Annotated in this window: 14 protein-coding genes; 4 read left to right on the forward strand and 10 right to left on the reverse strand. The window is 52.7% G+C overall.

Annotation, left to right across the window (positions count from 1 at the left end; all coding sequences use genetic code 11):
* The first annotated feature begins 48 nt into the window (after positions 1-48).
* Together RAHAQ2_RS24730 and RAHAQ2_RS01235 are read left to right on the forward strand one after the other, a co-directional pair.
* A complete protein-coding gene (locus RAHAQ2_RS24730; protein ID WP_014333513.1) occupies positions 49-288 on the forward strand; it encodes a DUF4160 domain-containing protein in 240 nt (79 codons plus the stop codon).
* Positions 272-538, forward strand: a complete 267-nt coding sequence (locus RAHAQ2_RS01235) for a DUF2442 domain-containing protein (RefSeq protein ID WP_014333514.1) — start codon at positions 272-274, stop codon at positions 536-538. Before RAHAQ2_RS24730 ends, RAHAQ2_RS01235 begins: the two co-directional genes overlap by 17 nt.
* Here RAHAQ2_RS01235 and RAHAQ2_RS01240 read toward each other — a convergent pair.
* From RAHAQ2_RS01240 to greB, 6 genes are all read right to left on the reverse strand, one after another.
* Positions 518-1438 (reverse strand): LysR family transcriptional regulator, encoded by a 921-nt coding sequence (locus RAHAQ2_RS01240; protein WP_014333515.1) that lies wholly within the window; start codon positions 1436-1438, stop codon positions 518-520. The genes RAHAQ2_RS01235 and RAHAQ2_RS01240 overlap by 21 nt on opposite strands.
* 69 nt (positions 1439-1507) lie before the next feature.
* The gene (locus RAHAQ2_RS01245; RefSeq protein WP_014333516.1) at positions 1508-1747 is read right to left on the reverse strand and encodes a FeoC-like transcriptional regulator; all 240 of its coding nucleotides are present in this window, start codon (positions 1745-1747) and stop codon (positions 1508-1510) included.
* 8 nt (positions 1748-1755) lie between these two features.
* The gene (feoB, locus tag RAHAQ2_RS01250; protein WP_014333517.1) at positions 1756-4074 is read right to left on the reverse strand and encodes a Fe(2+) transporter permease subunit FeoB; all 2319 of its coding nucleotides are present in this window, start codon (positions 4072-4074) and stop codon (positions 1756-1758) included.
* An 87-nt stretch (positions 4075-4161) separates the two neighbouring features.
* Complete coding sequence (feoA, locus tag RAHAQ2_RS01255) at positions 4162-4386, reverse strand: ferrous iron transporter A (protein ID WP_014333518.1); 225 nt, start codon at positions 4384-4386, stop codon at positions 4162-4164.
* A gap of 432 nt (positions 4387-4818) precedes the next feature.
* Complete coding sequence (locus RAHAQ2_RS01265) at positions 4819-7149, reverse strand: Tex family protein (protein WP_014333520.1); 2331 nt, start codon at positions 7147-7149, stop codon at positions 4819-4821.
* Positions 7150-7260: 111 nt separating this feature from the next.
* A complete protein-coding gene (greB, locus tag RAHAQ2_RS01270) occupies positions 7261-7734 on the reverse strand; it encodes a transcription elongation factor GreB (protein WP_014333521.1) in 474 nt (157 codons plus the stop codon).
* A gap of 230 nt (positions 7735-7964) precedes the next feature.
* Between greB and RAHAQ2_RS01275 the strand changes: the two genes are divergently transcribed.
* Both RAHAQ2_RS01275 and pbpC read left to right on the forward strand, forming a co-directional pair.
* On the forward strand, positions 7965-13982 hold the full coding sequence (locus RAHAQ2_RS01275) for an alpha-2-macroglobulin family protein (protein WP_014333522.1): 6018 nt from the start codon (positions 7965-7967) through the stop codon (positions 13980-13982).
* Positions 13983-14038: 56 nt separating this feature from the next.
* A complete protein-coding gene (gene pbpC / locus RAHAQ2_RS01280) occupies positions 14039-16408 on the forward strand; it encodes a penicillin-binding protein 1C (protein ID WP_014333523.1) in 2370 nt (789 codons plus the stop codon).
* A gap of 14 nt (positions 16409-16422) precedes the next feature.
* Here the strand turns inward: pbpC and RAHAQ2_RS01285 are convergent, their stop codons facing one another.
* The 4 genes from RAHAQ2_RS01285 to RAHAQ2_RS01300 form a co-directional block, all read right to left on the reverse strand.
* Positions 16423-17538: a fimbrial protein gene (locus RAHAQ2_RS01285; protein ID WP_014333524.1), complete on the reverse strand. Its 1116-nt coding sequence runs from the start codon at positions 17536-17538 to the stop codon at positions 16423-16425.
* 9 nt (positions 17539-17547) lie between these two features.
* Positions 17548-20091 (reverse strand): fimbria/pilus outer membrane usher protein, encoded by a 2544-nt coding sequence (locus RAHAQ2_RS01290; protein ID WP_014333525.1) that lies wholly within the window; start codon positions 20089-20091, stop codon positions 17548-17550.
* 72 nt (positions 20092-20163) lie between these two features.
* Entirely contained in the window at positions 20164-20850 is a 687-nt protein-coding gene (locus RAHAQ2_RS01295; protein ID WP_014333526.1) for a fimbrial biogenesis chaperone, read from the reverse strand.
* A gap of 105 nt (positions 20851-20955) precedes the next feature.
* On the reverse strand, positions 20956-21504 hold the full coding sequence (locus tag RAHAQ2_RS01300; protein ID WP_014333527.1) for a fimbrial protein: 549 nt from the start codon (positions 21502-21504) through the stop codon (positions 20956-20958).
* Positions 21505-21652: the final 148 nt, after the last annotated feature.

Consider the following 21652-nt stretch of genomic DNA (forward strand, 5'->3'; position numbering starts at 1 on the left):
AAAGATTTTTTGTTTTTATCGGACCGTTTATACAGGGAAGTCACCGCCATGCCAGTGATACTACGTTTTAAAAATTACCGTTTTTTCTTCTATTCCAATGAAGGAAATCCTCTTGAACCGCATCATATTCATGTAAGATCCGGTCAGAAAGAAGCCAAACTATGGCTTTCACCTGTTGCCATATGTCGCCAGACAGGTTTTTCTGCCAAAGAGGTCAGGGAAATTATAACGTTAACTAACGTTTATCAGACACTATTTCAAGGAGCATGGAATGAATATTTCGCCTAAAAGTGTTCGTTTTGATGAAAGTACAATGTGGGTGACTCTTGAAGATGGCCAGATCCTGACAGTGCCGCTGGCGCAATTTCCTGCTCTGCTGAACGCAACACCCGCACAGCGTCAGGATTGCGAAACCAGTGCTTATGGTTTGCATTGGGATGCTCTGGATGAAGATATTTCCATTGAGGGCTTAATCGTGGGAAAGCCGATCGCTAAACCGGCTACCCATACGAATGCGTCAGCGCTTTCTGCTCGCTAGCGCATACATCCGGCTTTCGGCTGCGAGGGCGAGCAGGTTCGGATCGTGCTCGCGGCTGTGCGGGAAGACCAGTGAGATGGTCTGGCGCATCTGGTAGGCTTCGGCCAGGGGCAGTAATTTCACCGTATTCTCATACACGCCTTTCATCCTGCCCGGAATGAGCGTGTAACCGACACCCGCCTGTACCAGACTCAGCATTGAGAAAATATCATTCACCCGCGTCACGATGTCCGGCTCGAAACCGGCGACCTGAAAGGCTTCCTGAAAGCCGTGATAGGTGGCGAACCCTTCGGCCAGGGACACGAATTTCTTCTGTTTGTAATCACGTAAATCCGCTGTGCCTTCCGAAGCCAGCTCTGCGCTGGCCGGGGCCGCGAGGAAAATATCGTCCTGAAACAGCGGCAACTGATCGTAACGCTGGGCATCGACGCTGGAATCACTGGTCGATATCAGGATGGCATCCAGCTGACCGTCTTCCAGTTTGTGCAGTAAATCATTGTTAGAGCCCATCACCAGTTCCAGTTCAAGCTCAGGACGGCGCAGTTTCAGCCCCATGATCAGGCGCGGAATGGTTTCCAGTGTCAGCGAATATAACGTGCCGACTTTCAGCCGCTTGTCGCCAAAACCGGCGGCGCGCCGGGTCGCCAGGATACCGTGTTCCATTTGCTCGATAACCTGCGTCGCGTGCTCAAGCAGTGCTTCAGCCGCAGGCAACGGCAGCAGATTACGGCCACGATGGATAAACAGCGGGCAACGTAAACCTTCTTCCAGCGAATGCAGGGCGCGATGCACGCTAACGCTGCTCAGACCAAGCTGCTCGGCTGCGCGGGTGATGTTTTGCTTTTCCATGTAAGCGAGGAAGATTTCAAGTTTACGGAAGGTGATTTCACTGTCGATCATGCAGGCTCCTGCGGGGCGTAAACGAGGAGAGATGATAGCCGCGACGCGGCTATCATGAAAGGCGTTGAATCAGTGTTGGATGAGCTGATAGCTCACCGTGAGGCAATTTTTGCCGTCGGCGCAGCTTTTACAGCTGCCGCTCAGACAACTGTCATCGGCTTCGACCACTTCTGCTTTGCGCATGGCGACCAGCCGTTCCAGCATCGCCTGCACCAGCGGCTGTGGCGCATTAAGCTGATGACTGAGCTGGCGGGCATCTGCCCGCCCGACCAGTGCGAGACTGTCGCGAACCTGAATCAGGCTGGTCATCTCATCTCCTAGTGGCAGTCGCTGCCGGTAGCGGGTTTACAACAGGCCGCCACATTGCGCGGTTGCAGGTGAACACTGACCCGGCTGCGGGCTTTGCGCAGAGCGGTTAAGACGATGGCATTGAAAATCAGTACGACCAGGATGATGCCCGCGCTGTGTGCGGGATGACGGCTGAACGTCGCCGCCTGGTAGAACACGGTCGCCAGTGAGTACGCCACATTCAGCCCCCAGAAGATGGAGAACGTCATCCAGTTGCGGCTGGTTTCACGGGCAATCGCCCCCATCACCGAGACGCAAGGTACATAAAGCAACACGAAGATCAGATAGCTGTAAGCCGAAATCGCCGAGCCAAATTTGGTGCTCATGACGCCCATTGAGCTGACGCCCATTTCGCCATCGCCTTTGCTGGCTTCGATCGGGTTCGACAGCACGCTGATGCTGAAGGTGTCTTTCAGACCCTGCCAGGTTTCTTTTACCGCACCGCCCAGTTCATCGAACAGGTTGAAACTGGCCGCATCGAAGGTTTCATTGGTGATGTGTTCGGCGGTGTACAGCGTGTTCAGCGTACCGACCACCACTTCTTTCGCCATCGCCCCGGTCACCAGTCCCACAGTCGCCTGCCAGTTGTCAGGTTGTACGCCCATCGGCGACAGCACCGGTGTCAGCACTTTACTGACTGACGCCAGCGCAGAGTCATTGATGTTATCCACTGCCTTGCCGCTGAACGAGAAGCTGTTCAGCGCGCCGATGAAAATACTGGCAATCACGATCACCTTGCCAGCACGTAATACGAATCCTTTCAGACGTTGCCACGTTTGCAGCAGCAGACTTTTCAGGTGCGGCACGTGATACACCGGCAGTTCCATCACAAACGGCGAGGCTTCGCCGCGCATGATGGTGTATTTCAGCAGCAGGCCGGTCAGGATGGCGACCACGATGCCTAACAGATACAGCGAGAATACGACAGATGCGCCGTCCTGGCCGAAGAACGCCGCGGAGAATACCGCGAAAATCGCCAGACGTGCGCCGCATGACATAAACGGTGCCATCATCACGGTGATCAGACGTTCGCGCGGCGCATCCAGCGTACGGGCGCCCATGATAGACGGTACGTTACAGCCAAAACCGACAATCAGCGGCACAAAGGATTTCCCCGGCAGGCCGAGCGATTGCATCAGCCTGTCCATCACAAATGCGGCACGCGCCATATAACCGGAGTCTTCAAGGAAGGAGAGGAACAGATACATCATGCCGATTTGCGGCACCAGCGGCAGCACGGTATTGATACCGCCACCCAGCCCCTGTGCCAGGAAAATGGTCAGCCACTGCGGGAAATGCAGGGTAAAGCCAATCCACTGCATGCCCTGAATGAAAATCGCGGCTGAGCCGATATCGAAAATCGGTTGCAGCGCGCCGCCGATGTTGATGGCCAGCACAAACATCAGATACATCACCAGCAGGAAAATCGGCACGCCCAGAAAGCGGTTGAGGATCACGCGATCGAGCACCTGCGTCAGTTTGTTCGGCGCCGTGAGATGAGAGTTGCTGATCTCGGCGCAAAGTGCCGCGATGCTCTGATAACGTGCATCGGCAATCAGCAGCGCCGGATCTTCCAGTTTGTGCTCAGCCAGCCGGGCTTTCACCTGCGGCAATAATGCCTGCGCGTTGCCTGCATGCGTCTGGCTATAAATATCCCCTTCAAGAATTTGCAGTGCCAGCCAGCGGCGTTGTTGCAGCGCCATGTCTTGCGGCATGCCCGCAGCCAGCACATCCACTTCCTGTTGCAGAACCGGATGATATTGCACACGTTCCAGCGCAGCCACCTGGGGTAACTCGTCGATCGCGGCTTTCAGTTCTTTGATGCCGCTGGCACGGGTAGAGACCAGCGCGACTACCGGGCAACCCAGACGGGCAGATAGCGCAGGGATATTAATATTGATGTTCTGGATTTTAGCGATATCAAGCATGTTCAGCGCCACGATGCACGGCACGCCCAGCTCCAGCAGTTGCAGTGTCAGGTATAAATTGCGCTCGAGGTTTGAGGCATCCACGACGTTGATCATCAGATCTGCATCACCACTGAGAATGTAATGGCAGGCAATTTGTTCATCGAGCGAGGTTTGCTCGGAAATGGTGGTCAGGGAATAGGTGCCGGGTAAATCCACCAGTGTAATCTGATGCTCAGCGGTGGTGAACTGACCTTCTTTGCGCTCGACAGTAACCCCTGCCCAGTTACCGACACGCTGGCGTGAACCGGTTAACTGATTGAAAAGCGTCGTTTTGCCTGAGTTTGGGTTACCAATCAGGCCGATAGTTAATGGTTTCATACGTTAAAGTCTACGCGTGAGAAAAGGGAAACATGCAAGCACAAGGCCCGCCGCGAAAAATGAACAGTCGATGGCCTGATGCGGGGATCAGGCCAGCATCTCGAGCTGGAGGAGATCGAGATCTTTTCTGCGGACGACGAGGCTGGTACGGCGGGTTTCGATTTGTACCGGATCGCCCATCGGCGCGACGCGGATAATGTTAAAAAATGACCCCGGTAACATCCCGAGTGACAGCAGTTTCTGCCGGTACGCCGGACTGATCTCATGAGAAAAGCCGGTAATTTTATAAGCACGTTTTGACTGAAGTTGCATAATTCCTCGCGAGGCGATCAGGCATTAATGGATGACGGCGTTTTAGTGATACTGCGCCGTGCGTCCCTGCCCGGTGATGTCGCTGACCAGCGATTTATGTGGCTAACGATTTTTGTTGCTAAAGATAGTGCTCAGAAATTGTCCCTGGTGCGAAATTATCAGCCCTTGGCTGACGGCGCATTGAATACGCAACGAAGTACAAACGAGAATAGTTATCATAATTAGTACGCGTATGGAGACAAAAGAAAAGAGGCGGGCCTCTTCGCGGCTATCTCCACCGCGTTGCTATCCTATGCCTGCCTGATGGTCGATTTATTGATTTATCTCAGTGATTGATTCATTAGGACAGAGTTTAAAAAGTGTTGAAAAAAGAGCCATAAAAAAAGCCGCTGATTATCAGCGGCTTTCGTCGGCAGAGGATAAAACAGAGAATTACCGTTTTTTGCCGAGCGCGGCTGCCAGTGCATCAGCCATGGCATTATTGCCCGCCGGAACCGTATTGCGGCCCGCCGGTTTGTTCGGCGAATGGCGTTTCTGGTTGTCGCGGGTATCTGCCGCTGGCGCGGAAGAACGGCGGGCAGGCGCTTCGCCCGGTTGCTCATCCAGTCGCATGGTCAGCGCGATACGTTTGCGTTGCAGATCGACTTCCATCACTTTGACTTTCACGATATCACCGGCTTTCACCACGGTATGCGGATCTTCAACGAACTTGTTCGCCAGTGACGAGATATGCACCAGACCGTCCTGATGGACGCCGATATCGACGAATGCACCAAAGTTGGTGACGTTAGTGACAGAACCTTCGAGGATCATACCTGGCATCAGGTCGTTCATGGTTTCCACGCCATCGGCGAAGGTCGCGGTTTTAAACTCAGGACGCGGATCGTGCCCCGGTTTTTCCAGCTCTTTAATAATGTCGGTGACCGTCGGCACACCGAATTGCTCATCGGTGAATTCGCTGGCTTTGAGGCCGCGCAACACATTCGAATCGCCCATCAGTTCTTTCAGCGCCATCTGTGTCGCCGCCAGAATGCGTTCCACTACCGGATAGGTTTCCGGGTGAACCGTCGAGGCATCGAGCGGATTGTCGCCGTGATTGATGCGCAGGAAGCCCGCGCATTGCTCAAAGGCTTTTGGTCCCAGACGGCTGACTTTCAGCAACTGTTCGCGGTTACGGAACTGACCGTTCTCATCGCGCCAGTTGACGATATTCTGCGCCATCATGCGGGTCAGACCGGCCACACGGGTCAGCAGCGGAACAGACGCGGTATTCAGATCCACGCCGACGGCGTTTACGCAGTCTTCCACCACGGTATCGAGTTTTTTCGCCAGCTGAGACTGGCTGACGTCGTGCTGATACTGGCCCACACCGATGGATTTCGGGTCGATTTTCACCAGTTCCGCCAGCGGATCCTGCAAGCGTCGGGCGATAGAGACTGCGCCGCGAATGGACACATCCAGATCCGGGAATTCCAGCGCCGCCAGTTCGGAGGCGGAATACACCGATGCACCGGCTTCGCTGACAATCACTTTCTGCGCTTTTACCGCCGGGAACTGTTTTTGCAATTCGAGGAAGAAACGTTCCGTTTCACGGGACGCGGTACCATTACCGATCGCCACCAGTTCGACGTTATGTTTAATACACAGCGCCGCAACCTGTTGCGCGGCTTTCGCCGCCTGACCGGTATGGGGATAAACCGTATCGATATCCACCAGTTTGCCGGTGTTATCCACAACGGCGACTTTCACACCGGTACGTAAACCCGGATCGAGGCCCATCGTGGCGCGCATACCGGCTGGCGCGGCCATCAGCAAATCGTGCATGTTGCGGGCGAAAACGTTAATCGCTTCATCTTCGGCGCGTTCGCGCACGGTGCCCATCAGTTCAGTTTCGAGGTGCAGCAGCACTTTGATACGCCATGTCCAGTTGACGACGGCGCGACGCCATACGTCGGCAGGTGCGTTGTTCAGCCGCAGGCCCAGATGGTCGATGATCAACTGTTCGGCATAACTCTCTTTCGGGGGTTCATCGTGTTGCGGATCGGCATTCAGCGCCAGTTGTAACACGCCTTCGTTACGGCCACGGAACATCGCCAGTGCGCGGTGAGAAGGCACCTGAGAAATGGGTTCGTGGTGATCGAAATAGTCGCGGAATTTCGCGCCTTCCTGTTCTTTGCCCTCTACCATGCGGGAGGTCAGATGGGCATTTTTCCATAAATAATCACGGACTTTCGCCAGCAGCGAGGCATCTTCTGCAAAGCGTTCCATCAGAATGTAACGTGCGCCATCCAGCGCCGCTTTGGTGTCGGCCACGCCTTTTTCAGCATCGACAAATTGTGCGGCAGCAGCGTCCGGCTCGTTTTGCGGCGCGTTCCACAGCAGTTCGGCCAGCGGTTCCAGTCCGGCTTCAATGGCGATTTGTCCGCGGGTGCGGCGCTTCGGTTTAAACGGCAGGTAAAGGTCTTCCAGCTCGGTTTTGCTCAGCGTTGTATTAATGGCTTTCGCCAGATCGTCGCTGAGTTTTCCCTGCTCCTCAATGGATTTGAGAATGGTCTGGCGGCGGTCTTCCAGCTCCCGCAGATAACCCAGACGGGTGTCCAACTGACGCAGCTGGGTATCATCCAACCCACCGGTGACTTCCTTACGGTACCGTGCAATAAACGGCACGGTATTACCTTCATCCAGCAGACGCACCACGGAAGCAACCTGCTCCGGGCGAACCTGCAATTCACTTGCGATAATGCGGCTCAGTTGATCATTCATAGGTCTGGTATCAGTTTTTTCGTTTAAAAAAGCAGGGCACAGTTATACGGTTTGAAGACATAAAATGCCAGTCATCAGGCTGCCCGCCTGCGTGTTTTGAGAGTTAGCTGATTATTTTATGTATTCGATTTGATTGACGTACCAGGTCGCGTCGCCGACCGGCGTGGTCACCACCAGACTGTCGCCGACTTCTTTTTTCAGCAGGGCGCGCGCCATCGGTGAATCGATAGAAATGTAGTCTTTGCGGCCAAAAATTTCGTCGTAACCGACAATACGGAAACGCTTGATGTCGCCGTCGTCGTTTTCCACTTCAACCCACGCACCAAAGAACACTTTTCCGTCCTGTTGCGGTGAATAGTCGACGATGCGCAGTTGCTCCAGACATTTCGTCAGGTAACGCACGCGGCGGTCGATTTCGCGCAGCCGCTTTTTATTGTACTGGTAGTCAGCATTTTCGCTGCGATCGCCCAGACTCGCGGCCCAGGTGACTTTTTTGGTCACTTCCGGTCGCTCTTCGCGCCACAGGTAATCCAGTTCAGTTTTGAGCTTGTCGTAACCTTCACGGGTAATCAGTTTCGTTTTCATGTCACCTGCCGCTTTCCTTAACATTATCTGGCTATTGTTTCACACAATCGTACCGCTGGCAGCGCAGAAATTAGCCGGAAATTCCGGGTTACTGCTACGCTATATCTGATGGCTTTTCAGGCGAATAATCTTTATCCTGCGGCGCAATACATTGAATTTAATAAAAGTCCTGATTTAAACAAAATATCACTTCTGGCGATGGTTCACAGGGATTAGGGGTACAGCAACAAATGGATTTATTAAAATTCTTACTACGTCTGCCTTTTACATTGATAAAAGGTCTTTTCCGCGTGCTGGCTTTTATTCTGAGTCTGCTTGGGCGCGTTTTCAAACCGCTGGTCGGGAATATCGACTGGCGGGCGCCTGCCTGGTGGACGGCCACTTCCGGCTGGCTGAAGCGCAGTTTTACGCGGATGGAAAAGGGCGTAGATAACTCCCCGAAAGCCATCAGCCTGGCGATTCTGCTTTTGCTGTGCGTCGCAGGTGCGGGTGTTTACGGCTGGCACTGGTGGCTTAACCGCCCACAGCCGATCGAACCTGCACCGATGGTTTATCAGGATACCAGCCTGCGCGTCAGCGGCCCCGAATCTGTGAATTACGCCGCGCAAAAATCTGCGCCGCAACAGGTGATTTTCACTTTCCGTAACTCTGCAGCGCCCGTGACGGACGTCGGCAAAGTGGTCGAAAAAGGGATTTCTCTGAAGCCTGCCACCGAAGGTGAGTGGAAGTGGGTGAGTGGTTATACGCTGGTTTTCACCCCTAAAAATCCGCTGCCGATGGGCAGCAAATATGAAGTTAACTTCTCGCCTGATGTGCTGCTTGCGCCACAAAGTAAACTGGCGAAAACCCGCTATGAATTTTCTGCCCCGGCTTTTGGTTATCAGTTGGGTCAGGCTGAGTATTATCAGGACCCGCAGGATCCTCAAAAACGCAGCGCGATTTTTAACGTTAAATTCAACGCACCGGTGGACGTCGCCAGTTTCGAAAAACAGATTTCGCTTGGCCTGACCGAAGGGAAAGCCAAAACCGAGTCAAAACTCAATTATTCCGTGGTCTATGACCAGAAGAAACTCAATGCCTGGGTACATTCCGAACCGCTGAAATCACTGGATCACGGGGGTTCCGTGCGGGTGACGATTGGCGAGGGTGTGAAATCCTCTGTCCCTTCAAATGCCACTGCGCAGGCGAAGAATGGCGTGGTGTCCGTGCCGACGCTTTATAGCCTGACGGTGAACGAAGCCAGCGCGCAGGTCGTGGATGCTGAGGGTGCGAAAGGTCAGCGTGCGCTGATCGTCGGGTTCAGCGATGCGGTCAAAGACAAAGATATCCGCCAGGCGGTCAAAGCCTGGTTGCTGCCACAGCACAATCCTAACGATCAGGACGAGGCCAAAGGCGCGGATGATTACGCCAGTTGGGCAGTCGACAGCGTCGAAAATAATGTGCTCGCGCAGTCCACACCGCTGAATATCCGGCTCAATGACGCGGAAAGTGATTATCAGCCGCAGTTCAGCTTCCGCTTTGATGCGCCAGCCCACCGCGCCATGCTGGTAGAAATTGACAATATTCTGACCTCTTCCGGCGGTTACAAAATGCCGGAAAAAGTGTACCGCATTGTTCAGGTCCCGGATTATCCGAAATCCCTGCAATTTATGTCGCAGGGCTCGCTGTTGTCGGTCAGCGGTGACAAACAGATCAGCGTGGCGGCGCGCAACGTGCCGGGACTACGTCTGGATATTAAACGGGTGATCCCGAGCCAGTTGCAACACATCGTGTCGTTCAAAAGCCGTGAATATTCATCGGCGGAATTCAACCGCCTGAATGACGAATATTTCACCGAGCATTTCAAATATCAGACGGCGGTTAATAATGACAAGCCGGGTGAGGTGAATTATCAGGGCGTCGATCTTTCGCGTTATCTCTCCACCGACCCGGCCTCACATCGTGGCGTCTTCCTGCTGACGTTGTCGGAATGGGATCCGAAGAAGAAAGAAGATAAACCGGAAACCGATGACGACGGCAATGTTTATCAGGACGAACAGCAGAACGAAGACGAAGCGCCGGTTGGCGATTCACGCTTTGTCGTCGTCACTGATTTGGGGATTATTGCCAAGCGTTCGCAGGACAAAACCCGCGACGTGTTTGTGCAGTCGATTCACAGCGGCACGCCGGTGGCGAACGCGACAGTGTCGGTTATCGCAAAAAACGGCGTCACGCTGCTGACGCAAACCACCGGTGCCGACGGTCATGTGCGCTTTCCTGCGCTGGATGTTTATACCAGCGAGCGTCAGCCGGTGATGTTCCTGGTGGAAAAGGAGGGCGATGTGTCTTTCCTGCCTGCGGACCGGAATAACGATCGCGGCCTTGATTTTTCCCGTTTTGATGTCGATGGCGAAATCACCCCGAATGACCCGCGTACGCTGAGCAGTTATCTGTTCTCCGATCGCGGCGTTTATCGTCCGGGTGATACCTTCAATATCGGGCTGATCACCCGCGCCGCCGACTGGAGCAACGGGCTGGCGGGCGTACCGGTGCGGGCGGAAATTCATGACCCGCGCGATAAGCTGATGAGCACCATCCCGCTGACGCTGGGTGCCAGCGGTTTCAATGAACTGAGTTATACCACTGACGATAATTCACCGACCGGTGAATGGAATGTCTATCTGTATCTCATCGGTAAAGACAATGAATCATCGACCTTCCTCGGGCATACCGCCGTCAACGTCAAAGAATTCGAACCGGATCAACTGAAGGTCAAACTGCAACTGACGCCGGAACGCAAACAAGGCTGGGTGAAACCTTCAGAATTGCAGGCCAATATCGACGTACAGAACCTGTTTGGCACGCCAGCGCAGGACCGCCGCGTGACATCCAGACTGACGCTGCGCCCGATGTATCCGAGCTTCGATAAGTTCCCGGATTATGCTTTCTATGAGAACCGCCAGAACAGCGACGGTTTCGAAACGGAGCTGGAAGACCGGACGACCGATGAAAAAGGCGCGGCGAATATCCCGCTGGATCTGAAATCTTACGCTGACGCGACGTATCAACTGCAACTGCTGTCCGAGGCGTTCGTGGCCGGTGGCGGACGTTCTGTGGCCGCAACGGCACGTGTGCTGGTGTCGCCGTATGATTATCTGATTGGCGTAAAAGCCGATGGTGATCTGGGTTACATCAACCGCGATGCTGCACGACATCTGAATATTATTGCGGTTGACCCGTCGCTGAAACAGATTGCGCTGCCGGATCTGAAAGTTGCGCTGATTGAACAGAAATACATTTCAGTGCTGACCAAACAGGATTCCGGCGTTTACAAATACCAGTCGAAAATGAAGGAAGTGCAGTTGTCGGAACAGCCGTTGTCGCTGACGGCGCAGGGTAACGACCTGACGCTGGCGACGGATAAACCGGGGGATTTCGTGCTGGTGGTGGAAGACGCAAAAGGCAACGTGCTGAACCGCATTGGCTATACCGTGGCCGGTAACGCCAACCTCAGCCGTTCGCTGGACAGAAATGCCGAACTGAAGCTGAAACTGAATCAGGCGGAGTACCTGCCGGGTGAAGAAATCGAGGTGTCAGTCAACGCGCCGTATACCGGCAGCGGGCTGATCACCATCGAAAAAGACAAAGTCTACAGCTGGCAGTGGTTCCACACCGACACCACCAGTTCGGTGCAGAAAATTCGCGTACCGGCGGCAATGGAAGGCAACGGTTACATCAACGTGCAGTTCGTGCGTGATGTGAACTCCAATGAAATCTTCATGAGCCCGCTGAGTTACGGTGTGATGCCGTTCAAAATCAGTACCATGGCCCGGCAGAACACTCTCGAAATCACTGCGCCTGAAGTGATTAAACCGGGCGAAAATCTGGTCATGACGGTGAAGACTGACGGCCCGCAACAGGTGGCACTGTTTGCTGTCGATGAAGGTATTTTGCAGGTGGCGCGTTATCGCCTGAAAGATCCGCTGGAATACTTCTTCCGTAAACGTGAACTGGGCGTGGAAAGCTCGCAGATTCTGGATCTTATCCTGCCGGAATTCAGCAAGCTGATGCAGCTCGCCGCCGCGCCGGGCGGTGACGCCGGTGAAGGGCTGGATCTGAACGTCAATCCGTTTAAACGTAAGCGCGACAAACCGGTGGCGTACTGGTCGGGTATTACCGAAGTGAACGGCGAGAAGCAGTTTGATTATCCGGTGCCGGATTATTTCAACGGTAAAATCCGCGTAATGGCCATTTCCGTGACGCCGGACAAAATCGGCAAAGCACAGACCTCGGCGACCGTGCGCGACAACTTCATCATGACGCCAAATGTGCCGTCGATGGTGGCGCCGGGTGATGAGTTTGATGTCAGCGTAGGTGTAAGTAATAACCTCGAAGGGCTGAACGGCAAAAGCATTCCGGTTGCGATTCACCTGACCGTACCACCGCAGCTTGAAGTGGTGGGCAACGCCGATCAGAACCTGTCACTGGCTGAAAAACGGGAAGGCGTGATTAACTTCCGCCTGCGCGCCAACGCCGTGCCGGGCGATGCGCCGCTGGTGTTTGAGGCGACATATGGCGATAAAACCAGCCGCCGGACTATCAGCACTTCGGTGCGCCCGGCAATGCCGTTCCGCACGCAGTCGGTGATGGGGCGCATGAGCGGCAGTAGCCAGAACGTCGATAATCTGCGCCAGATGTTTGATGCTTATGCGGTGCGCAAGGCGGCGGTATCCAACTCACCGTTAGTGCTGACCCGCGGGTTGTCGCAGTATCTGGCGGATTATCCGTATTACTGTTCTGAACAGATTGTCAGCCGTTCCGTGCCTTTGATCCTCGAAATGGTGCATCCGGAAATGCGCGGCAATCTCAGTCCGGCAGAAAGCAGCAAGCAACTGAAAGACATGATGGCGGTGCTGCGTTCACGTCAGAACGACAGCGGCGCGATTGGCCTGTGGCGTTCATCACCGCAAACCGATCCGTTTGTCACACCGTACGTGGTGCAATATCTGCTGGAAGCCAAAGCCGCAGGCGTTGCATTGCCTGCCGGTATGCTGGAAGAGGCCAGTTCGGCTCTGCGCGAACTGGCGGCAAATCAAAATGATGATTTGTATAGCCTGCGTCTGCGTGCGTGGGCGGTGTATCTGCTGACCCGTCAGGGTGAGATCACCACCAGTTTGCTGGCTTCAGTGCAGGATACCCTGCAACAGCGATATCCCGATACCTGGAAAACCGATCTGAGCGCGATGTATCTGGCGTCGTCTTACCGTTTGCTGAAAATGGATGATGAGGCGGATACGCTGTTGCAGCCAACATGGAAGGAACTGAGTAAAGCGTATGACCAGGCCTGGTGGACGCAAAGTTACTTTGATCCGCTGGTGCAGGACGCGACGCGGCTGTATCTGATCACCCGTCACTTCCCGGAAAAGGTGTCAGCCATTCCGCCGCAGGTACTGGAAAATATGGTCAAGGCACTGAAAGAAGAACGCTACACCACGTATTCCTCGGCGATGAGCATTCTGGCGCTGGAGAGCTATTCCGCGCAGGTTGCAGCGCAGGCCACGGCACCGGATGCGCTGAAAATCACGCAGATCAGCAAAACGAAAAACGTTGAACCGCGACTGATTTCAGAGGTTCAGGGGCTGTTTGCAAAAGCGAATTTCACCGCTGACGCGCAGGCACTTCGCATTGAAAACGGCAACGATGCACCCGCCTGGTACGTGGTGACACAGGCGGGTTACGATCTGGCCGCGCCGGAGAAAGCGATTTCACGCGGTCTGGAAATCACCCGCGATTACACGGATGAAAAAGGCAACGCAGTCACGCAGGTGACGCTGGGGCAGAAGATTAATGTGCATCTGAAAATTCGCGCCAACTCGCAGGAAGGGCAGGATAATCTGGCGATTGTTGATTTGCTGCCGGGGGGCTTTGAAGTGGTGCAGCAAACGCCACCGGAACCAGAATCTGACAGCAATGATGAAAACAGTGACGCAGAGGCTTCTGCGTCATGGCAGTCACCGCTGGCGGCATCGGGCTCCACGTGGACGCCGGATTACAGCGATATTCGTGAAGATCGCGTGGTGATTTACGGCAGCGCCAGTACCGATGTGCAGGAGTTTGTGTATCAGATTAAAGCCACCAATACCGGCAGCTTCGTCATCCCGCCAGCTTATGGCGAAGCGATGTACAACCGCGATGTTCAGGCACTGTCTGTCAGTGACAAAAAACTGCTGGTCGTGCCAGCGGATGACGCGGCGGTTGCGAAAAAATAACCACACGCAGAAGCCCCGTCGTTTACGGCGGGGCGTAACCTGTTCTGAGTAGCAAGATGATCACCTTTCCTGCATTTTCCAAAACAGCCAAACGTCTGCTGCAAAACATGGCGATGGCCGTTTTTTTACTGGCACTGATTGCCGTGGCGTGTCGTCTGTGGCCACATCCGCCCCTTTCTCAGGGGCAGCCTTTCTCCACCGTCTACTATGACCGGCAGGGTACGCTGATGCGTATCACGCTGGCGAACGACGACCGCTACCGGCTATGGACGCCGCTGGAACAGGTATCTCCGCTGGCGGTGAAAAGCCTGTTGCTGCACGAAGACCGCTGGTTCTACTCCAACCCCGGTTTTAACCCGTTCAGCCTGTTGCGGGGGTTCTGGCGCAGCTATGTGGCAGGCGGAAAGATGCAGGGCGGCTCGACTATCACGATGCAACTGGCGCGGATGCACTGGCATCTGAACACCCGCACGCCATCGGGTAAACTTATTCAGCTGCTGCGCGCGGTGCAACTGGAGCTGAGTTATTCCAAACATGACATTCTTGAAGCCTATCTGAACACCGCGCCGTACGGGCGAAATATTGAAAGCATTGGCGCGGCCAGCCTGATTTATTTCAACAAAGCCCCGAAGGATCTGACATTACCCGAAGCACTGACGCTGGCGGTTTTGCCACAATCGCCGAGCTACCGTATCGACTCTAAAACTGGTGTTGTCGGTGCGGCGCTGACGCAGGCACGTAACCGGCTTTTCCAGCGCTGGCAGGCCCATTATGAGACCGACAGCAGCCAGCTTTCATTGTTCAGATTGCCGCTGGCGCTGCGCCAGCCCGAACAGATGCCTTATATTGCGCCGCATTTCATCGAACAATTACGCCAGCAGAACCATCAGGTTATCCGCACGGATACCCGGGTTGATTCGACGCTGGATGCAGGTCTGCAACGGCTGGCCGAGCGGCAGGTCAATGCGTTTATCACCCGCAACGAAAGCCGTGGGATTCACAATGCTGCTGTTGTGCTGGTCGATACCCGCGATATGGGTGTGCGTGCGCTGGTCGGTTCCGCCGATTACTACAACCGTACGATTCAGGGGCAGGTTAACGGTACCAATGCGAAACGCTCGCCCGGTTCGGCACTCAAACCCTTTATTTACGCGCTGGGTATGGAGCAGGGCGTGCTGCATCCGATGACTATTCTTAAAGATGTGCCTTCAGCATTTGGGGCATATGCGCCGGAGAATTTCGACCGGCGATTTCTCGGCCCGGTAACCGCAACCGATGCGCTGAATTTCAGCCGCAATATCCCTGCCGTTTATGTCGCGTCACAGCTTCACCAGCCGACCTTCTATCAGTTCCTGCGTCTGTCCGGTATCGCCAATATGTCCAGCGAGAACCACTACGGTTTGTCGCTGGTGCTGGGCGGCGGAGAAGTCACGATGCAGGAACTGGCAAAATTGTACGCATTGCTGGCGAACCGTGGCGTGTTGCAGCCCCTGCGGATGCAAAAATCTGATCCCCGCCAGGCAATGACAGTGCGGTTGCTGAGTGAGGAGGCCAGTTTTATGACGCTCGATATGCTGCGCCAGCATCGTCGTCCGGGCGACACGCTGGCACAGGCACCGTCTTCACTGCCGGTTTACTGGAAAACCGGCACGTCATGGGGCTTTCGTGATGCCTGGAGCGTGGGAATTTTCGGGCCTTATGTGTTAGTGGTCTGGGAAGGGAATTTCGACAGTAAAGGCAACAACGTGTTTGTCGGCGCAGACGCCGCCGCGCCGTTATTTTTCAACATTATCGACAGCATTACCGCCAGCTATCCTGATTTGCAGGAGCCTGAACGTCCGTTTCCAAAGCAGCTGAAGCGGGTAGACATCTGCCTGGCCAGCGGTGATTTACCGACACCGTGGTGCCAGCAAAAAGGCAAAACCTGGTTTATTCCGGGCAAGTCGCCGATCAAAGTTGATACGGTTTACCGGCCGGTACGTCTCGATAAACTGACCGGAGAAGTGGCATGTCCGCCTTTTGATGAGGACGAAACCCGCACGGAAGTGTTTGAGTTCTGGCCATCGGATCTGGCGAATGTTTTTGCACAGGCCGGGTTGCCAAAACGCAAGCCCCCGGCGAATCACTGCAAGGATGAGGGCGTGGATGTCAGCGGCAATCCTCCGCGCATCACATCACCGCTGAAAAATACCACCTACACGCTGCGCCAGTCCCAGCAAGGCCGTGACCGGATTTCCTTTAATGCAGTCACGGATGCGGACAGTAAAACGGTGTACTGGTTTGTCGATGACATCTACCTCGGCAGTTCCGCCAGTAAATCCGCTATCGACTGGCGGCCCATCAATAACGGCCAGTACCGCATTCGCGCGGTGGACGATCATGGGCGTGCGGACAGCCGGTTGGTGAGTATCGAGATTGTGAACTGAAGAGCGTGGCAGGCTTATCGGATATCTATTTTCAAGGTCGCCATCCCACTGAATTCGCCGGTATCCAGCCCGCCACCAATGAGGTTAATTGGGTAAGCCGTCATAGAGATGTTTCCCATACCGTTTTGATTCATGGGTAAGTTTCCAGATTCAAAAGGGATCGCTGTACCGCTGGCATTCTCAACGCGAATGCCAATATCGGCTTTATTGTCAGAAGGCCGGCGTCTGGCGACCAGCGTGTACTGATCTGTCAGGTCGTCCCCCTTCAACAGCATGGCAAGCTGTGTGCCTGCCGGGATCTGTGGCAATCCATTGACTGTGCAGTCATACGTAATGTTGAACGTTACAGGAATAAACCCCTTGGGCGGCTGATTGAGCGTGGTGAATTTATTGGTGGCGATGGCACCAAAATTGACCGTGATCGTTTCACCTTTATTGATTTCGCAGCTTTGGGGCACGGTCAGTTTTCCGCTGACGTAGACGCGGGCAACAGGGGGGCCAAGCGGAGGGGCGGTCACTATGGCCGTACCTGATGACAAATAAATCTCAGCGATCTCTGTTCTTGGTATGTCCAGTTCTCCGATAAAAGGGGTGGTGATATAAAAAGTTAATGAGCCTTGAGAACCAATGTTGAGGCTGGCACGGGTATTTTGCTGCACGCAAACGCCGTTATTATTTGCATCTGTGTGATGCGTGGCATCGCCAAGTGTTTTGGTCGTCGGTACCGGAACATTGGTTGCCGGAGGCAGATCGAGGCTTGCTTTGACATCAATGTGGTCGTTAATTTTGTAATATCCCAGCTCAGTTCCCTTAGGTAAGGCGGTTTTTACGGTGTACATCAGTAGTACCCCGTTGCTGCTGCTGGCATCGTTGTCGGTACAATTGCAGGCAATGGTGTAATTCTGCATTCCACCATTCATGCTTTTTTCATACTTTTTCCCTCTCTCGTTGTCAGACGCGGGAATATCTTCCTGAAGAAAGTTTTCATAACTCATGCCTGCCCCATTTTCTGGCGAACATATTGCCGATCCCGCCTGTGCGAGGGATGAAAAACTATTTATGGCGATCCCCAATAGTGTGAGCTTTATGAGTGATGCCAGGTTGTGTAAAACCTGTTTTTTAGTGTTCATGAATTATCCTTAAATACACTGAGCCGTTAGTGAATTCACCTGAGAGGTTGAGGCAGAAAGGTTGAGTTGAGCCTGACATTGCTGAGATGCGTCATTCCCCCATTTGACCTGCAGTAAAACAAGTTTTTCTAACGGGATACCTGACAGGTAAACGACGCCGCCCTCATCCACGATATTGCTTTGTTTATCAGTAGCCGCTACGGCACCAAACGGGACGGTGGCACCATTTGGTCGAACAAGTGTCACCAAAACTCTGGCCCCCACATGGGCCTCAAAATGTGCCGTCACCATGGCGCCGGAATTCGGGATCACAATGACTGAGGTACTTTCGATATCTACGTCGTCAGGCAGGGTGGTGGTATCCATGGCGATACGGTTTTCGTTATACGCAGTCAGATACGGGACGACAGCAAAACCACGCCAGTCAGTTCTGACGCCAGGAAGATTTTGCAGACGTGCCCCACTGGCCCCATTGGTATCTATTAATGCAAAGGAATCACCGAGGGGTTGAGACAGCGTGGCTCCTCGAGAGTGCGCCACGATCCCGCCTGCAATGCCGTAGCTGAGTTGCTGAGAATCCCTGCTGTAGTTGTAACCAGCATTGATATTTCCGAAGGAGGAGCGATAAGAAGAATAAAGGTTGCTGCCGTTTTCACTGTTCTGATCGGTGTAACTTTGCTGGACCGAATAACTCAGGCGACGATCGTCAAGCGCAGTTCCGCTTAATCCAACCTGATGGCGCGTTCCTTCACCTTTCTGGTGAGAGACATTGTACGTACCCCAACTCTGTGGCAACCAACGGCTGAGCGGAATACGGACGTTCAGGGATATCTGTTGATCATTATCTTGATCTTGTAACTGGCTGTAGGAATAGCTCAGGTTATAGCTGATACCAAACAGACTGTTGTTTAAACCCAGTGAGATATTCTTCTCCTTGCCGGTGTTGTTCCAGTAGTCCTGTTTGTATCCTGACAGATAAAGGCTCGCGCCTTGCCATAATGTCTGATTGATATTGAACTGGATCTTGCTGCGTTTGTGATAATCAAGTTCCGGAGCATTGTCGCCATTAAGATATTGTGTGGACTCATCGAAGTCGTAATATCCCGCACTTGAGTACCGATAGCTTGCCAGGCTGAGATCTGTGTCGGTCATTTCAATATTTTTCGAATACTGGACGCGATATGACTGACCTGAGGTGGTTTGATTATTGTCCAGTGTGGAACGGGCATGTGTAACATCCGCCGAAATGCCGCCCAGCCACTGGAGGTTATAACCAATGCCGATGAGTCCTGAGAGGTAATCTTCAGATACCACAGAGCCACCGTAGGACGTAATGGTGTTTGAAAGACCATAGATAGCCGTACCCTGAGCAAAGGTTGGCTCTTTCTCATTGTTATCTGTCGCGCGATAAGTCCCCGCTGTTGCGCTGTATTTCAAACGACCCGGGCGTTGCATGATGGGAATCGCTGAAAAAGGCTGATTAAACCGGCGTTCAGTCCCGTCAGCTTCTTTCACCGTTATCTCAAGATTTCCGCTGTAGGATGAGGGATAAAGATCGTTAATCTCAAAGGCCCCCGGAGGGACAAAAGATTGATAGATAATGTGATCATTTTGCCGGATAGTGACTTCAGCATTTGAATTTGCGATTCCCCGTATGGTGGGTGCGAAACCGCGCTGGCTGTTTGGCAGCATATTATCGTCGGAAAAAAGCTGAACCCCGGAGAACGGAACACTGCTGAGGATTTCTCCGGAGGTCGAGTTTTCACCGATTTGGAATTTTGATTTTAAGGTTTTGATATCCCGTTCGGCGTAGGTTGAGATCGTATCCCAACGTTTCTCATCCCCGCTGTCGCTGTATGTCGTGTAATTACGTAAGCGCCACGGGCCTACATTGAAGCCATTCTGCAGATTCAGGTACTGACTGGAATCATCACTGCCATTTCGGTAACTCCGCTGGCCGCCTGAATAGGAATAATTTGAGAAAAGTACAGGCGCACCGTCATCCCATTTTTCCGGATCAATATAGTCTTCAGCTTTTTGCAGGATCGCTGCCTGCGGAATGCTGAAATTAAGCTGCATGAGGTAGAAATCAAATTTGACGTCTGCAGCAGGGATATATTGTGCAAGCGCACCCAAAGGTGCGTCCGGTTGATGATTTTTTAACGCCGGAAACGCATCAACATTGACGCCCAGTAACCGCAATATATCAGGCGTGATCTGTGGCTCAAGCGTGCCGTCTGGTCTGGGCAAGTAGCTGATTGAATAGCGTATTTTTAATTTTTTATTTACATACAATGCGGTGTCATAGTTACCTGGTAACTGTGCCTGGTCATTACTCTGGAACAACGAGAGGTCGACATCCCCAACATCACCGGCTTGACGCTCGATGAACTGAGGATCGAAATAGACATTTTCTGAACGGGCCGGGTGAGCGGCGAGTAATCCCAAAGCCGTACTGGCCAGCAGGCTACCCAGTTTTAGCACGAGCGGCGCGGAGGTCTTTTTAATGTCTCCAGACAAGCTCTTCTGTAAAAATTTTTCATCCGTGAGCATAGTTTTCTCGTGCTTCTGAGTTGCCGTAATTAGGCGATTGCTGTGAGTTATGGCGTAGCTTTATTGGTCCGGTTACAGAGGTTGCTCATATCGTTCTGTCGTGCCGCCATAGTCATTTATCGCTTCCCATTTCACACTGTTGCCTGAGATTTTCGCGGGAAGAATGACATCCAGCTCGCTCAATGGCGCAATCATGGCCACCTCTTTTAAAAAAGTTGAGCCAATGCTGAGTGAACTGAAAACAACGTGATAAGGGCTCTGATTCTTGATAACGAGATGACCGTTATTTTTGGAGAAAGTGAGCGCCTTCGGTGCTTCAAACGATTTTCCGGGCAGTTTTGTTGGCCGGTAAAAGAGCTTTATCCGCGTATTGACCACCAGTTTAAGTTCGTTTTTTGTATTTTTAGGCGTTGAAGGTATCGCTTTAACATTGATATAGAAAACGGACTCTCTGTCTGTCGGGAGGGCGCTGCCGTTATAGGAAATGCGCAGGTTACTTTCCTGTTGAGCATTCAGTCGAAATAGTGGCGGGGTGATAATAAAAGGACCGCGTGTTTTTTCTCCCCCCGCATCAACCCACGATTGTATGAGGAAAGGATTGTTATCGGCATTATTTTTAACGGAAAGGGTCGCTTCCCTTTTATCTGCGTCATAAATAACGCGTGTCCGTCCGACAATAATTCCGCCAGCATAGGTTATTTGTGATGTAAATACAGAAATTATAATGAAGAGTAATGTTAATTTTTTTGACTTACCCATTCGAATATGAATCCTTACAGTAGCAATATATTCATGCGGTAATTGAATAAACGTATAATGAATGCCCTGTAGAATTAATTTTTTACAGGGCAAGGTTCAAAGTACTTATCTGTAATCGAGAGTGACTTTCACGCGCGCGTCTGCCGCACCGGCAGTGATATCGCCAGGCAATTTAAACGACTCATAGTATGCGAGAAGGTTGACATTCATAACCTTTCCGGGGATTGGATAGATGATGTCAGGTAATCCGTTGATTTTCATTACCTCGTTGGTTTCTGCATCTTCGATTCTGATGCCGACACCATCCGCCATTGCATCACCGTAATCATTGCCAAGTGCAATCAAATCAGTGGTATCAGCAACGGTATCTGATTCCAGCCAAATCCTGAAGTGGGGGGTCGGGTTACTCGCTGAAACGACAGGACAGTTATCAAGGGGCAGGGTGAAGGGAATCTTTGGCGAGAGATCACCAATTTCCTGGAATTGAGCTGCTGAATAAGTCCCTAAAGGTATGTTGAGCTCTTCACCACCATTTATTTCACAGGCTTCTTCAACAATCGCACCCGTAAAATTAATCGCGCCATCGATCGCATAGCTATTTACAGCTATAGCCATAAATATCCCGCCCGCTAAGAGCTTGAATTTGGTTTTCATTTTTTGCATCCATTCAGAAATAAAAATAAAGGTTCGGCTAAAGATAAGTTGAGTCAATGTTAGAAAAATTAATTCATCATCTTTAGTCGGCAGATTCTATCAAGTGTTTTCTGTCATGAATAGTGGATGACAATTTATTGAATTAAAT

It is taken from the genome of Rahnella aquatilis CIP 78.65 = ATCC 33071 (genome assembly GCF_000241955.1).
Classification (GTDB): Bacteria; Pseudomonadota; Gammaproteobacteria; order Enterobacterales; family Enterobacteriaceae; genus Rahnella; species Rahnella aquatilis.